This window comes from Kitasatospora sp. NPDC002040 (assembly GCF_040296785.1).
Lineage (GTDB): Bacteria > Actinomycetota > Actinomycetes > Streptomycetales > Streptomycetaceae > Kitasatospora.
Map to the genome: position 1 here is coordinate 49781 of NZ_JBEOXV010000016.1, position 15411 is coordinate 65191.

Here is a 15411-nt window from a genome sequence, read left to right on the forward strand (position 1 = left end):
CAGGCAGAAGCTCCTAATTCGCCCTCGTGCCATCGCTCCTGGTGACGAGTCGTCATCGAGCCTGCGGGGAACGGCGGTCGGCTCCGGTCCCGGCCGGCCCGCGACGGGTCAGAGTGCCCGGCGGCGGAGCTGGACCAGCAGGCCCGCCACCAGCAACAGCGCGGCCGGGGCCAGCACGGCCACGAGCAGGGTGCCGTCCAACGCCGGTGCGGCGGCCAGCTGCTGGGGATCGGCGCCGCGCACCAGGTCCAGCCCGTACTGGAACGGGAGCAGCTCGCGGAGCTGGACCGGCCAGACCCGGCCGCTCTGCCGGAGCAGCAGCGAGAGCGCCGGTTCGAGCAGGGCCGGGACGGCGCACAGGATCAGCAGGCCGGCCGCCGCGCTGCGCACCACCGAGGTGATCAGCAGACCGGCCCAGCCCGCCAGTGCGGTCAGGCCGAGGAAGAAGAGCAACGGGCGGACCAGCTCGGCGGATCCGGCCGAGGCCGGATCGAACAGCTCGGCGACCCGGGCCCCGGGAGCGGGTGCCAGCCGGAGCACCGCGGCGTCCAGCAGCACGGTGGCGGCCGCCAGCAGCAGGGCGAGCACGCCGGTCACGGCGAGCTTGGCGGCGATCAGCCCGAGCCTGCGGCGGTAGGTGACCCGCCCGGCCGGCAGGCCCGGGTAGCGGACCTCGTGACCGTACGAGAGGGCGCCGAGGGCGCCCGCGCCGAGGGCCGCGATCGGCAGCGGCAGCAGCGGGACGACCGCCGTGAGGCAGCGGACGGCGGCGACCGGGGCGAGCTGTCCGGCGGGCAACTGCCGGGCCAGTACGGCCACGACGGCGGCATCGGCCAGCAGCACGGTGGCGAGGATCAGCCAGGTGGACCGGAGGCCGCGCAACCGCCGGACCTCGTATGCCAGTACGCGCACGGTCACTCGCTCCGGTGGTCGGGCCCGGCCGTCGGCCGGGGGGTGGCATGGGCGTTGGGGCCGGGGGTCGGGCCGGAGGCCGGACCCGCCCCGGAGAACTCGTCGCGGAACAGCTGGGGGCCGCTCAGGGTGGCGGCGCGCAGCGGGCGTTCGGGAGCTGCGCTGAACTGGGCGACCAGGGTGGCGGTCTGCTCCTCCGGGCGCTCGGCGGGAGCAGCGGACCCGGGTTCGGCCGGCTGCGGAAGCCGGCCGCCCCCGCCGTCCGGGGTCCCGAGCCGGACGTGCCCCGAGCGCCCGGAGGCGGCCGGCAGCGACGGGTACGGGACGGGCTGCTCGACCACCCGGTCGGCCAGCTCGTGCAGCAGGATGCCGTGGCGGTAGGCGAGTTCACCGATCTCGGTGCGGCCGAGGCCGCTGACCGCGATGCCCGCGCCGCCGTCCCGGCGGACCTGGTGGCCCTGCTCGGTCAGCAGGTCGGCGAGCCGGGCCATCTGCGGACCGCGGACCGAGACCTCGGGGTGCAGCCTGGTGCGGCGGAACTCGGCCACCGGCTGGTCGGCCAGCAGCCTGCCCCGGTCCAGGGTGACCACCCGGTCGGCCAGCGCCGAGGCCTCCTGGGGAGTGCGGGTGGTCACCAGGACGGTGCCGCCCGAGACGGTGAAGGAGCGCAGGAAGGAGTGGAACCACTCCACGTTGCGCGGCGAGAGCCCCTCGGTCGGGGCGTCCAGCAGCAGAGTCCCGGGCGAGCCGAGCAGCGCGACGGCGAGGGCCAGTCGGCGGTGCATGCCGGGCGAGAAGGAGCGCAGCCGGTGCCCGGCGACGCCGGCCAGCCTGGTCTGCTCCAGCAGGTCCTCGGCCCGGGCGGCCGGGACGCCGACCGCGCCCGCCAGCATCCGCAGGTGGGTGCGGGCCCGCAGGCCCGGGTGGCCGCCGCCGAGCACGGCGTCGCCGCTGCCCGGGAGCACGACGCCGACCTCCCGCTCCGGGCGGCGGAGGCTGCGGTACGTCCTGCCGTCGAACAGGGTGATCCCGTGGCCGCGCTCCAGTTCGACCATCAGCCGCAGGGCGGTGGTCTTGCCCGCTCCCTCCGCGCCCAGCAGGGCGGTCACCACGCCGGGGCGGGCGTCGAAGGTGAGGTCGAGCAGGGCCGGGGCACGGCCCCGGCGGTGGACCTTGGTCAGTCCGGTGATCTGGATCATCGCTGCCTGCTCCCATGTCTCGGCCGACCGGGGCCACGGAGCACCGCTGGCCCCGAGCCTGCACAGTAGGGCGAGCCGGGCGAGAAATCGGGCATTACGGACGCAGCTGGACGGCGTGGCCGTCCAGCTCACCCGATCAGGGGACAGCGGCGGGTTCGGGCGCGATCAGGACTCGGGGCGGAGCATCGGCGGATTGAGCACGGTGGCGCCCCCCGCCTTGAACAGCTGTGCGGGGCGGCCGCCCTGACGGGTCGTCGTCCCACCGGTGGGCAGCAGGAAGCCCGGGGTGCCGGTCACCTTGCGGTGGAAGTTCCGGGGGTCGAGGACCACGCCCCAGACCGCCTCGTAGACCTGGCGCAGCTCGCCCACGGTGAACTCGGGCGGGCAGAACGCGGTGGCCAGCGAGGAGTACTCGATCTTGGACCGGGCCCGCTCCACGCCGTCGGCGAGGATCCTGCCGTGGTCGAAGGCGAGCGGGACGCCCTCGACCGGGGCGGGGCCGAGCAGGTCGCCGACCGGGGCCCAGCGGGCGCTGCTGGCGTCGCCGCCGGGCTGCGGCGTCGGCAGGTCGGGGGCCAGCACCAGATGGGCCACGCTGACCACCCGCATCCGGGGGTCGCGCTGCGGGTGCCCGTAGGTGGCCAGCTGCTCCAGGTGGGCGCCGGCCGCAGTGCCCGGGCCGGGGCCCGGCGCGGAGTGGGCGCGCAGGCCGGTCTCCTCCGCCAGCTCACGGGAGGCGGCCTCGGCGAGGCCTTCGTCCGGGCGGACGAAGCCGCCGGGCAGCGCCCAGTAGCCCTGGAACGGGGACTCGCCTCGCCGGACCAACAGGGCACAGAGCGCGTGCTCCCGCACCGTCAGCACCACCAGGTCGACCGTGACAGCGAACGGGGGAAAGGCCGACGGGTCATAACGCGACATGGCGACGATCATAGTCGTCCGTCTGACGATAAGCACAGGTGGCGTCAGGCACTCCGTCGGATGGCCCGAAAGGTACGACCGGACGCGCATCGGCAGCGCCGCTCCCGGGCCGGGCCGGGCTGTCGCCCGGCCCGGTAACGGGCGCATGCTCAGCAGGCGCCAGGTCAGCGGGCGCCGAGCTGGAGCTCCGGGGACGCCTCCTCCACCACGGCCACGCCGATCCGGCTGACCCGGACCGAGAACGGCTCGCCCGCCACCCGCAGGCCGCCCAGCTCGAGCTCCCCGAGCGGGGCGGTGCTGGCCGGGCGGACGGTGACCCGGCCTGCCGGAACGTCAGGACGGACCCCTGCCAGAGCCGTCACCAGGTGGACGACGGCTGCGGCGGAGAGCGCCGCCGGCCGGCAGGCGGCGGGGTGCGGCACCGGCGGACACCCCGTCACCCGCTGCTCCCCCGCGTACATCTCGGGCAGCCGGCCCTCGAAGTGGGTGGACGCGTCCAACAGGCCGTCCAGCAGGACCCTGGCCTCCCGCTCGAATCCGGCCTCGGCCAGGCCGGTGACGGCGAGCACCGTCTCGTGCACCCGGCTGGCGCCGCTGCGGTGGCCGAGCGGGTTGAACCGGGGGGACTTGGTGCTGAGAGTCCGCAGGCCCCAGCCGCAGTCGAACTCCGGGGCGACCAGGCGCTGGGCCAGGATCCTGGTCTGCTCCCGGTCGAGCAGACCCTGGTGCCGACCGCCGTCCCCGGCCAGGCCGAGATCCAGCAGGTGGACGAAGGAGGACGCGACGGTGGGCAGCGGACGGCCCGGGGCCAGCAGGGCGGCCGCGGGGCGGCCGCCGGACAGGTCGTCGAGCCAGAACTGCTCCCGGAACCGCTCCCGCAGACCTGCCGCCCAGTCGCGCCACTCCTGCGCGCCGGGACGGCCGAAGGCCTCCAGCAGCTCGGCCCCGTGCAGGGCGGCCCGGTGGGCCTGGGCCTGCACCTCGCAGCGGGCCGGGACCGGACGGGCCGCCCGCTCCTCGGCCGTCCGGCCGAGGTCGGTGACGAAGCCGACCGGACCCTCGGGGCCGACCGCCGGGCGGTCAGGTGCCGGCCGGTCGAATGCCGGACGGTCGTCGGTGATGTTGGCGCGCAGCGCGCCGAGCGCCCGCTCGGCGGCCGGCAGCAGCTCGGCCACCTCCGCCCGCGGCAGGCCCCAACGCCACGCCTCCGCCAGCACGGTGACGAAGAGCAGGGTCGCCTCGGTGGCCGTGCAGGACGGCGGCAGCTCGGGCCCGGCGTGCCGGAGCACGCCGGGGATCACCCCGGACTGCGGACCGGCGGTCGGCTGGCGGCGGGCCAGCGCACGGAGCGTGCCGGCCACCAGGCGGGTACCAAGCGGCAGGGCGAGCCTGGCCGCCCAGAGCGCGTCGGCGGCGGTCAGCCCGAAGCGCCAGGGCGCTCCGGAGACGGCGTAGAGGTCGGTCGGCCGGTCCGCATCGGCGACCAGCAGACTGCCGAGCGCATCGAGCGAGCGCGGCACCAGCAGCTCCACCCGGGGGTCGTCGCACCGGACCTCGGGCTCGGACCAGGGCAGCGGAACCCCCGCGCCCCGGCCGGTCGGTGGCCGTACGCCCTCCGGGGTGAGGGTCTCCAGCTCGGTGCCCAGCTCCACCGACCAGCGGGCCCCGGGCTGCACCTCCAAGTCCCAGCGCAGCACCCCGGCCCCGGCCAGCACGGCGTGCGGCGAGGGCCGGGCGGTGACGGTGGCGCTGTGCCGCGGACCGGCCCAGCGCAGCCCGGCGGACTGGACCTGCCCGGGCAGGTCGGCCGACCGCTGACCGGCGGCGATCTCGGCCAGCAGACCGAGATCCGTGCCGAGGGCGATCTCCAGCGGTATGCGGGCCGGACGGCTGCCGGTGTTCCGTACCGTCACGGTCTCCACGCCCTTGGCGTGGCGCAGGCGTTCGACCGTCAGGGTCGGGTCCGGGTCGGGGTCGCCGGGGAGGCGGACGGCGCCGACGAAGCGGGCCTCGGCCGCCGAGGTGAGGGTGCCCTGGAGCGGCATCGGCTCCATCCCGCCGAGCCGCAGCTCCATCCGGGCCAGCGTGCGGACGCCCGCGCGGTAGAAACCGTGCAGGCCCTGCCCGCGCAGCTGGCCGTCCGGCCCGGAGGCGGCCATCGCCGGGGCACTGACGCACAGCACGGTGGCGTGGGTGGAGACGGGCTGCGGGCGGCCCTGGACCGGCGGGCGCGGCGGCTGGCCGGGGCCGGGCGCGGCGGGCGGCGCCAGGGACGGCGCAGCGGGCGGACCGGACGGGGCCCGGGGCGGGCCGACTGGGCCGGGCGGTACCGCTCCGGGATGGGTGGCCGGGAACGGCGGAGGGAACGGCGGAGCAGCCGGGGCCGCTCCGGACCAGGCCGGCACGGGCGGGGCCGCCGGGGCCGGAACCTGCGCCGGGAAGCCGGTGCCGCTTCCGGGGGCGGGGTAAGGGGTGGGCCCGGCGGGACCTGACGGTGCGGCAGACCCGGCGGGCGGCGGCGTGTCCCGGGGCGGCCTCGGGTCGGTCACCAGGCTCTCCTTCTTCGGCCGGTCGACGGCTGGGCAGCCGGTCGGCCGGGCACGTGCTCGATCACGGGCGGGTACTGCTGGGCCGGAGCGGCGGGCGGACCGGCCTTAAAACGCCGAACCGGGCCGGAGCCCGTGCTGCGGTCCCGGGTGGTCGGGCCGAGTCCGCCCTCGCCGTGAGCCGCGCTGCTCCGACGCCGACACCGGCTCCACCATGGACTCCGGCGCCCGGGCACTCGCCGTCCGGGGTTGCCTCGGTCGGCCGGCGCATATGCCCAGCAGGTTGAACGCACCGCCCCTCCCCCAGGTCACGCCGATCCGGCCGCCATCGGCAGGCGCATCGCCTGCTCCAGCGGTTGTCACACCGTCCCGAACGGCCGCCGCAGCGGCGTCCGGCGACGACCCCCGAGTCGTTCGCAGCCGAAGTGACCTGGCCCGATCCCCGGTCGGCCGTCCCTTCGCCTGCGTCAGGATACGGTGCGTTGGCGACGGCGGTCGCACCGGGAACACTGTGAGCGGCCACCGCTCAGCGCCCTGTGACCAGCACGTACCGAGGAGTTGTATGTCCACCGCCAGCCGGCTGCCCGGGATTGTCACCGTCGACCACCTCTTCCAGCTGCCGCTCGACCACCAGGCCCCCGAGGGCGAGCAGATCGAGGTGTACGCCCGTGAGGTGGTCGCCTCCGGTCGGGAGGGTGACGATCTGCCCTGGCTGCTGTTCCTCCAGGGCGGCCCCGGCGGTAGGGCGAACAGGCCGATCGGCCGGGACGGCTGGCTGGTCCGGGCGCTGGAGGACTACCGGGTGCTGCTGCTCGACCAGCGCGGCACCGGCCGCTCCACTCCAGCCACCCGCCAGACCCTCGCCCGGCGGGGCGGGCCCCGGCAGCAGGCCGACTACCTGGTGCACTTCCGGGCCGATTCGATCGTCCGGGACGCGGAACTGATCCGCCGTCGGCTGCTCGGGGAGGCCGGCCGCTGGACCCTGCTGGGCCAGAGCTTCGGCGGCTTCTGCACCCTCACCTACCTCTCGCTCGCGCCCGAGGGGCTGCAGGAGGCGTTCGTGACCGGCGGCCTGCCGGGCCTGCGCAGCTCGGCCGAGGACGTCTACCGGGCCGCCTACCCCCGGGTCGCCCGGAAGAACGCCTCGCACTACGCCCGCTACCCGGACGACGTCGCCGCGGTGCAGCGGATCGCCGCGCACCTGCTGGACCGGCCGGCCGAGCTGCCGGGCGGCGGCCTGCTCACGGTGGAGGCCTTCCAGGGCCTCGGGATGCTGCTCGGCACCGGGAGCGGCTCCCACGTCCTGCACTACCTGCTGGAGGACGCCTGGATCGAGGGCGTCGGCGGGCCGGAGCTCTCCGACCTCTTCCTGGCCGGGGTGCAGGCCCAACTCTCCTTCGCCCAGGGGCCGCTGTACGCGGTGCTGCACGAGTCGATCTACGGGCAGCGCTCGGTCGACCCGGCCGGGACCGAGTGGGCGGCCGAGCGCGTGCGCAAGGAGTTCCCCGAGTTCGACGCCGAGGCGGCGCTGCAGGAGGGGCGGACGGTGCTCTTCACCGGGGAGATGATCTACCCCGCGCTGTTCGACACCGACCCCGCGCTGCAGGCGCTGCGGGAGACCGCCCAGCTGCTCGCGGAGCAGTCGGACTGGCCCGACCTGTACTCCCCGGAGCGGCTGGCGGCCAATCAGGTGCCGGTGGTGGCAGCGGTCTACCACGACGACATGTACGTCGACACCGCCGACTCGCTGGCCACCGCGGACGCCGTCCGGGGCCTGCGGGCCTGGGTCACCAACGAGTGGGAGCACGACGGGCTGCGGGTGAGCGGCGGCGCGGTGCTCGACCGGCTGATCCGGATGGCGCGCGGCGAGCTGTAGGGCCTCCGGACCGGGCCCGGACGGCGGGCCGAACCGACGCTCCGTCATCTCGCCCGCCTGGCCCGGTGGGAGCGGTGCGGGCGGTGCGACCGCCGGGCGGCCCGGACGGCGGCCGGGCCCGCCTCCTCCGAGAGGTCGAACGCGGGGCCACCGCTGCTGCCGCCACCGCCACCACCGGTGGCCCGGCCGGAGCGGCGGGCCTTCCGGCGGCCCTGCCGGGAGGAGGGCGGCTGGCCGGACCGCCCGGGATCGTCCGCCCCGGCCTGGCGGGGCACCCGCGGTCGGCCGGGCCGGCCGTCGGCGTGATCCGGTGGGGCCGGGTGGTCCCGACGGGGTGTCGGGGGCGCGGACGCCCCGGCCGGGGGTGCGGCGGCGGGCGGCTCGGGCGGCTCGAACCGCGGCGGGGGCACGAACGGCGGGGGCGGGGCAGCGGGCGGCCCGGGGTTGTCCGGCGGGAGGATCACGTCCGACAGCCGCAGGCCCGCGAGCTGCTCCCGGGCCCGGCGCTCCTGGCGGACCCGGTCGTGCAGCTCGCTCGGCTGGAGGCCCCCGTTGAGGGACTCGTAGAGCAGCTGGGCCAGCGTGTACCCCTGGTCCAGGTCGAGCACCCGGGCCAGCACGACCCGGGCCGTCGCGGTGTCCCCCGCCAGCCAGGACGTCCACGCCAGCAGCGTCAGCGGGGGCGCGGCGCAGTGCTCGAACGGCGGGACGCAGTGCCGGGCGAGGTAGCGCCAGAGCCGCTGGGCCGGGACGAGCTCGTCCGGCTCGGCGTACTCGGCCGCGCGGTCGCGGGCCAGCTTGTCCTGCAGGCCGACCAGCAGCCGGGCCGCCCGGGACGGGTCCAGCTCCCTGGCCCCGCTGCCGAACTCGGCCACCGCCTCGGCCAGCAGCACGGCCGTCCGCTCCAGCGTCGCGGGCCGCCCGCCGGGGCCGGAGAGCTCGTGGATCAGCTGCGGCCCGGCCCACTCGATCGCCGCCCGGACCGGCTCGTCCTCCGGCGGCCCGATCGGGGCCAGACCGGCGGCGATCGTCTTCCGGCTGCCCCGGGGCGCCACGCCGGCGAAGGCGGCGGCCGCGGCGATCGGACTGGGCAGCCGGACCGAGCGGATCGGCACCCCGGCCGGGTCGCAGCAGCCCTCCCCGCCGCACAGGAAGGACCACCAGCGCCCGTCCGAGACCAGCAGCGACTCCTTCACCAGCACCCCGGCGGCCCGGAACGCCTGCGCCAGCTGATCCGCCAGCGGTCGGAGCCCCGCCAGCACCCCGGCCCCGTCGACCGGCCCCGACCCGTCGGCCGCCCCCGGGGTGCCACCTCCCGCCGGGCTCCCGCCCGGGGGCCGCGCCGCATCCCGGCAGAGGTAGAGCAGCACCTGCTCGGGCGGCCTGTCCCGCCGCTCGGAGAGCGTGACCAGCAACCGGGCCGTGTCGACCGCGGCCGAGGGCCACTCGGCGGGATCGGCCGGGATGTCGAGCCGGATCACCCCGCCCTGCTGGAGCAGCGGCCCCTGCAGGCCGACGGCGACCACGCTGTCGTCCGGGAAGAAGCCGAGCAGGTAGGGCAGCATCTCGGCCATGTCGGCCGGGCCGCGCAGCTGGAGCGGGACCTGGCCGGAGAGCGGACCGGTGGCGGACTGGATGAGGTGTTCCTCGTTGCCGTTCATGGGGGGAAGCCTGCCGCCGCACGGCCTCTCCGCCCGGCCGGAGCCCTTTCCCTGTGGACAACCGAGGGGGTCCAGCATCAGTACACCCGTTCGGAGTAGCCACAACATGCCGACAGAAGCGGACAAATGACACTCATTCAGATGATCTACTGATCAATGGGTTGGCGACTTCCCCAGGGCGCCGTTCGCCGTCTGTCGCCCCAAGCCTGTATCCATGAGCCATGACCCAGCCACTGCAGCACCCCGCCCCCACTCCCGACCGCGCCGCCGTCCGGGCGCAGGCCGAGGCCGTGCTCCGTGAGCTGGCCGGCCCGGCCGCCGTCCTGCGCGAGGACCAGTGGCTGGCCATCGAGGCCCTGGTGGTGGACCACCGCCGGGCGCTGGTGGTGCAGCGGACGGGGTGGGGCAAGTCCGCCGTGTACTTCATCTCCACCGCGCTGCTCCGGGCCCGGGGGGCGGGCCCCACCGTGATCGTCTCGCCGCTGCTCGCCCTGATGCGCAATCAGGTCGACTCGGCCGCCAAGGCCGGCATCCAAGCCCGCACCATCAACTCGGCCAACCCCGAGGAGTGGGACGAGATCCAGGCCGAGGTGGCGGCCGGGCGGGTGGACGTGCTGCTGGTCAGCCCCGAGCGGCTGAACAACCCCGACTTCCGCGACCAGGTGCTGCCCAAGCTGGCCGCGTCCACCGGCCTGCTGGTGGTCGACGAGGCGCACTGCATCTCCGACTGGGGCCACGACTTCCGCCCCGACTACCGCCGGCTGCGCACCATGCTGGCCGAGCTCTCCCCCGGCGTCCCGGTGCTGGCCACCACCGCCACCGCCAACGCCCGGGTCACCGCCGACGTCGCCGACCAGCTCGGCACCGGTGCCCACGGCGAGGCGGGCGACGGCACCGCACTGGTGCTGCGCGGCCCGCTCGACCGGGAGAGCCTCAGCCTGAGCGTGCTCCAGCTGCCCGATCCGGCGCACCGGCTGGCCTGGCTGGCCGACCACCTCGCCGAGCTGCCCGGCTCCGGCATCGTCTACACCCTGACGGTGGCCGCCGCCGACGAGGTGACCGCCTTCCTCCGCGAGCGCGGCTACCCGGTCGCCTCCTACTCCGGCCGGACGGAGGACGCCGAGCGCCGCACCGCCGAGGCCGACCTGCTGGCGAACCGGGTGAAGGCCCTGGTCGCCACCTCCGCCCTCGGCATGGGCTTCGACAAGCCCGACCTCGGCTTCGTGGTGCACCTCGGCTCCCCCGGCTCCCCGATCGCGTACTACCAGCAGGTCGGCCGCGCGGGCCGCGGGGTGGACCGGGCCGAGGTGCTGCTGCTGCCCGGCCGCGAGGACGAGGCGATCTGGAAGTACTTCGCCTCGCTCGGCTTCCCCGCCGAGGAGCAGGTCAGGCGGACGCTGGCCGCCCTCGCCGAGGCCGGCCGCCCGCTCTCCACCGCCGCCCTGGAGCCGCGGGTCGACCTCCGCCGGGCCCGGCTGGAGACCATGCTCAAGGTGCTCGACGTGGACGGCGCCGTCCGCCGGGTGCGCGGGGGCTGGACGGCGACCGGGCAGCCCTGGGCGTACGACGCGGCGCGCTACGCGAAGGTCGCCGAGTCCCGCGAGGCCGAGCAGCGGGCGATGCGCGAGTACGCCGCCACCACCGGCTGCCGGATGGAGTTCCTGCGCCGCCAGCTGGACGACGAGCAGGCCGCCCCCTGCGGCCGGTGCGACAACTGCGCGGGCACCCGGCCGAGCGCCGAGATCTCGGCCGAGGCCGACACGGCGGCCCGGGCCGCACTCGGCCGACCCGGCGTCAGTTTCGAGCCGCGCCGGCTCTGGCCGACCGGGATGGAGGCGATCGGCGTCCCGCTCAAGGGCCGCATCCCGGCGGGTGAGCAGGCCGAGACCGGCCGGGCGCTCGGGCGGCTCTCCGACATCGGCTGGGGCACCCGGCTGCGCACGCTGCTGGCCGACGACGCACCCGACGTCCCGGTCCCGGCCGAGGTGCTGGACGCGATGGTCACCGTGCTGGCCGACTGGGCCCGCGGTCCGGGCGGCTGGGCCGGCCCGGCGGACGCCGACGGCGGGAGGTCGGCCCGGCCGGTCGGCGTGGTCACGATGGCCTCGGCCCGTCGCCCGCAGCTGGTCGGCAGTCTCGGCGCCCGGCTGGCCGAGGTCGGCCGGCTCCCGCTGCTCGGCCGGCTGGAGTACGCGGGCGGCCAGCCGCCGCGCGGTGCCCGGAGCAACAGCGCGCAGCGCCTGCACTCGCTCGCCGGGGCCCTGCTGGTGCCGCCCGGGCTGAAGGAGGCGATCGCGGCCGCACCGGGTCCGGTCCTGCTGGTGGACGACCTGGTCGACTCCGGTTGGACGGTCACGGTCGCGGCCCGGCTGCTCCGCCAGGCCGGGGCGGCCGGAGTCCTCCCGCTCACCCTCGCCGTCCAGGCCTGACCCGTGACCTGCCAGGTCCGTCCCGACCTGCCCCGTGACCCGCCCGGTCCGTCCCGGCCCGAGCCCGGCGGCGGGGCCCCGTCCGGGTCCGTTCGGGTCCGTGCGGGCGGCCGGGGTGTGTCCGACCTGACAGATCCGGTCCACCGTCAGCCGAATGGCAGCCGGTTCGCGGTGGAATATATCCGGCAGACCATCGGCATTCGGGCGGCGTTCGTCATTTCATCGTTGCCGCTCGCCCCCATCTGACCCGAGAATTGGGAGGTACCCAGAGCCCGGTCCGACGGACCCGGCCTTCGGCGTACGCAGACACGTCCGCGCGCCCTGCGAACCACGGGCGGCGGGCCGGGAGGAGGATCGTGATCAGCGGCAGCGACCGACACCGGTTCTCCGGGAGATCCCCGTCCGACCGCAGGCGCACGCTCGACCTGGAGAGCTGGAGCGGTTCCGACATCCCGCTGCTCCGGGCGCCGCGCGAGTTCGTGGCCGAGCTGCACCAGCGGCACCTCCCGCAGCCGGGCACCACCGTGGTCGCGGTACTGGACGCGCTGCACCAGGTCACCGCCTCCGCCTCGTTCGCCTCCCGTCAGCACACCGAGGACGGCTGGCAGCACCGGAACGAGATCCTCGCCCACCTCCGCCAGGTCACCCCGCACGACCTCCGCCGGGCCAGGCCGCACCGGACGGCCGTGCTGCTGCGCTGCCGCGAGGGCGCCCCGGGCTGGACCCAGCAGGACGGTGCATGGATGTGGGCCCTGCGGGACGCGGCGGCCCTGCACGGGCTGCGCTGCGGTTCGTACATCGCGCTGACGCCCAGCGGCTGGCAGTCGCTCGGGGACGGCCGGAGCGGCCGCAACCCGCACTCCGGCTCCTGGGTGGACGGCCCGGTGCACACCGTCACCGAGCTGGCGCCGCGCCCGTCCCAGAGCGGGGGCCAGGGCCGGCACCAGGCCCAGCCCCAGGGCCTCGGCCGCCCCGGCCAGGCGGCTCAGGTCCAACCGCTGCGCCGGATCGCCACCGCCTGACCCGAGCCGTCCCGGCTCCCGGTTCCCGGCGATCCGGCTCCCGGCCTGCCCCAAATCGCCGGGGCCGGGCGCCGCGAACAGCACCCGGCCCCACCCCGAAGCCAGGCCCCACCCCCGAGTCAGGTCCTGCGCCGGAGTCAGGCCCTGACCTGCTCCTCCTCCAGCTGGGCGGTCAGGAATTCCTCCCGCACCTGCTTCGGCCCGAACGGCCAGGTGCCCTCCTTCCGGGCCCAGACCAGGAAGGCGCCGCAGCCGACCGCGACCCAGAGCAGCGAGAGCTCGATCGGGTGGAAGCCGGGAGCGTTCCGGTCTGCGTAGCCGTAGATGACCAGCCAGCCGACGGCCGCGAGGATGCTCGGCGCGGGGTAGAGCCACATCCGGTACGGCCGCCTCAGGTTCGGCTGACGGCGCCTCAGCACCGAGAGCGCGACGATCTGGGACAGCGCCTGGACGATCACCATCACGGTGGTGAGCAGGTTGATCAGGACGGTCAGCGGCGGGTGGTCGGCGCTGGTGCCGATGTGCCGGCTGAAGAAGAAGCCCCCGGCCGTGACCGCGCCCATCGCGAGCAGGCCGAGCACCGGGAACCCGTGCCGGGGGTGCAGTCGGCCGAAGGCGCGGAAGAACACGCCGTCGCGCGCCGCGTCGTAGGGCACCCGGGAGCCGCCGAGCAGCCCGGTGAAGACCGAGGCGAAGGCGGTGAGCAGGATCAGTACGGTGACCACCTCGGCCGCCGCCTTGCCCCAGGTGCGTTCCAGGACGGCGGAGGCGACCGACTTCGAGGCGGCCGAGTCGGGGTCGAGCATCTCGCGCCAGTCCATCGCGCCCAGCACCCCGATCTGGAGCAGCAGGTAGATCGCCATGATGCCGATGATCGAGAACACGATCGCGCGCGGCATCACCCGCCCGGGCTGCTTGACCTCGGCACCGAGGTAGGCGGCGGTGTTGTAGCCGAGGTAGTCGTAGATCCCGATGGTGAGGCCGGCCGCGAAGCCGATCCAGAACTGACCGTGGGTCAGCTCGATCGCGTGGGCGGGCCAGTCGAAGGCCCGGCTGGGGCTGAAGTTGGTGTAGCAGGCCAGGATGACGGCGGTGACCGAGAGGATCATCACGCCCCACATCACCGTGGTGAGCCTGGCGATGCTCTCGACCCGGCGCCAGAGCAGCAGCACGACCAGTGCGCAGACCGCCAGGCCGACCAGGTCGCCCTGGCCGGTGCTCAGGTCCGGCCAGAGGTAGCCGAGGTACTGGACGAAGCCGACCACGCCGGTGGACATGATCAGCGGGATGAAGAGCATCGCCGTCCAGACGAACAGGAACGGCATCAGCTTGCCGGTCCGGTACTGGAACGACTCCCGCAGGTAGACGTAGGTGCCGCCGGCGCCGGGCAGCGAGGCTCCGAGTTCGGCCCAGACCAGGCCGTCGGCGAGCGCCAGGACGGCGCCGGCGATCCAGCCGATCACGGCCTGCGGCCCGCCGAACGCGGCGACCATCAGCGGGATGGTGACGAACGGTCCGATGCCGCACATCTGGCTCATGTTGATGGTGGTGGCCTGGAAGAGGCCGATTCTTCGGCTGAGACCTGGGGACATCGGGGAGCCTCCGAGCTGTGCTGCGAGATGGCGGGGCCCTTAAGTTAGAGAGCATTACTTTATCCGTCAAGACCCGGACCCCAGGTGGCGGCAACGACCGGGAGCAACCAATCGGAAACTTTCCTAACCATGACTCTTGACCGCTCGCGCTCAGGGCTCGATTCTGAACGGTGCCCTCAAGTCCGGCGCCACGTCCGGCACTTCCCCCGCACCAGACCCAAGAAGCGAGCAGACATGCCCAGTTCCGCTCCCCGCCGCACCACCAGCGTGCTGCTGGCCGCCGCCCTGAGCTCCGCCGTCCTTCTCCTGGCCCCCACCACCGCCGCGACCGCCGCCGTGCCCACCGCAGCTGCCGCTGCCGGCCCGGGGCCGATGGCCGCCGCCCCGTACGAGTACCTCGGCTGGGGCAACCCGCAGAAGCCGACCGACGTGATGGCGGCCACCGGCGTGAAGTGGTTCACGCTGGCCTTCGTCCTCTCCGACGGCGGCTGCAACCCGAAGTGGGACGGCAGCCGTCCGCTCACCGGCGGCTCCGACGAGGCGGCGATCAAGTCGATCCGGGCGGCCGGGGGCGACATCGTCATCTCGGTCGGCGGCTGGAGCGGCAACAAGCTCGGCGAGAAGTGCAGCAGCGCCACCGCACTGGCCGGCGCGTACCAGAAGGTGATCAACGCCTACGGCCTGAAGGCGCTGGACATCGACATCGAGGACACCGAGTTCTCCAACGCGGCGGTCCGTCAGCGGGTGGTCGACGCCCTGAAGATCGTCAAGACCAAGAACCCCGGCATCGTCACGTACGTGACCATGGGCACCACCCCGAGCGGGCCGGACGCCACCGGCAAGGACCTGATCAAGCGGGGTGCGAAGGCCGGACTGGCCAACGACGGCTGGATCATCATGCCGTTCGACTTCGGCGGCCACACCGGCACCATGGGGCAGGCCACGGTCAGCGCACTGGAGGGCCTGAAGGCCTCGGTGAAGAGCGCCTACGGCTACAGCGACGACGAGGCCTACCGGCACAGCGGGGTCTCCTCGATGAACGGCATCACCGACGAGCCGGGCGAGACCGTCACCACCGGCGACTTCAAGACCATCCTGGCCTACGCCCAGCAGCACCACCTGGCCCGGTTCGCGTTCTGGTCGGTCAACCGGGACCGCCAGTGCGGCAGCGGCACGGACGCCGACGCGTGCAGCGGCATCGCGCAGTCGCCGTACGCGTTCACCAAGATCGTCGTCCAGTACAAGGGCTGAGGGGC

The 15411-nt window shown here is 75.1% G+C and carries 10 protein-coding genes; 4 read left to right on the plus strand and 6 right to left on the minus strand.

The genetic code is table 11. The annotated features are described in order from the left end of the window. Positions 1 to 108: 108 nt before the first annotated feature. The 4 genes from ABT118_RS26805 to ABT118_RS26820 all read right to left on the minus strand — a co-directional run bounded on the left by ABT118_RS26805 (position 109) and on the right by ABT118_RS26820 (position 5188). Entirely contained in the window at positions 109 to 912 is an 804-nt protein-coding gene (locus tag ABT118_RS26805) for a hypothetical protein (RefSeq protein ID WP_350674095.1), read from the minus strand. Positions 913 to 914: 2 nt separating this feature from the next. Beyond that, complete coding sequence (locus tag ABT118_RS26810; protein ID WP_350674098.1) at positions 915 to 2111, minus strand: ABC transporter ATP-binding protein; 1197 nt, start codon at positions 2109 to 2111, stop codon at positions 915 to 917. 165 nt (positions 2112 to 2276) lie between these two features. After that, positions 2277 to 3029, minus strand: coding sequence for an NUDIX hydrolase (locus ABT118_RS26815; RefSeq protein WP_350674101.1), 753 nt, complete (start codon positions 3027 to 3029; stop codon positions 2277 to 2279). A gap of 164 nt (positions 3030 to 3193) precedes the next feature. Continuing rightward, on the minus strand, positions 3194 to 5188 hold the full coding sequence (locus tag ABT118_RS26820; RefSeq protein ID WP_502884682.1) for an amylo-alpha-1,6-glucosidase: 1995 nt from the start codon (positions 5186 to 5188) through the stop codon (positions 3194 to 3196). Positions 5189 to 6137: 949 nt separating this feature from the next. Between ABT118_RS26820 and ABT118_RS26825 the strand changes: the two genes are divergently transcribed. Continuing rightward, on the plus strand, positions 6138 to 7451 hold the full coding sequence (locus tag ABT118_RS26825) for an alpha/beta fold hydrolase (RefSeq protein WP_350674113.1): 1314 nt from the start codon (positions 6138 to 6140) through the stop codon (positions 7449 to 7451). A gap of 44 nt (positions 7452 to 7495) precedes the next feature. Here the strand turns inward: ABT118_RS26825 and ABT118_RS26830 are convergent, their stop codons facing one another. Then, positions 7496 to 9112, minus strand: coding sequence for a DUF4192 domain-containing protein (locus ABT118_RS26830; protein ID WP_350674116.1), 1617 nt, complete (start codon positions 9110 to 9112; stop codon positions 7496 to 7498). A gap of 221 nt (positions 9113 to 9333) precedes the next feature. On the opposite strand from ABT118_RS26830, the gene ABT118_RS26835 reads away from it, so the two are divergent. Both ABT118_RS26835 and ABT118_RS26840 read left to right on the plus strand, forming a co-directional pair. After that, positions 9334 to 11541 carry a DEAD/DEAH box helicase gene (locus ABT118_RS26835; RefSeq protein ID WP_350674120.1) on the plus strand — a complete coding sequence of 736 codons (2208 nt, stop codon included), beginning with the start codon at positions 9334 to 9336 and terminating at the stop codon, positions 11539 to 11541. Positions 11542 to 11966: 425 nt separating this feature from the next. Continuing rightward, positions 11967 to 12563 carry a hypothetical protein gene (locus ABT118_RS26840; RefSeq protein ID WP_350674361.1) on the plus strand — a complete coding sequence of 199 codons (597 nt, stop codon included), beginning with the start codon at positions 11967 to 11969 and terminating at the stop codon, positions 12561 to 12563. A 137-nt stretch (positions 12564 to 12700) separates the two neighbouring features. On the opposite strand, the gene ABT118_RS26845 is transcribed toward ABT118_RS26840, so the two are convergent. Further along, positions 12701 to 14155 (minus strand): APC family permease, encoded by a 1455-nt coding sequence (locus tag ABT118_RS26845; RefSeq protein ID WP_350674124.1) that lies wholly within the window; start codon positions 14153 to 14155, stop codon positions 12701 to 12703. Between the two features lie 234 nt (positions 14156 to 14389). Here ABT118_RS26845 and ABT118_RS26850 point away from each other — a divergent pair, with 234 nt between their 5' ends. Next, entirely contained in the window at positions 14390 to 15406 is a 1017-nt protein-coding gene (locus tag ABT118_RS26850; protein ID WP_350674126.1) for a chitinase, read from the plus strand. Positions 15407 to 15411 lie beyond the last annotated feature (5 nt).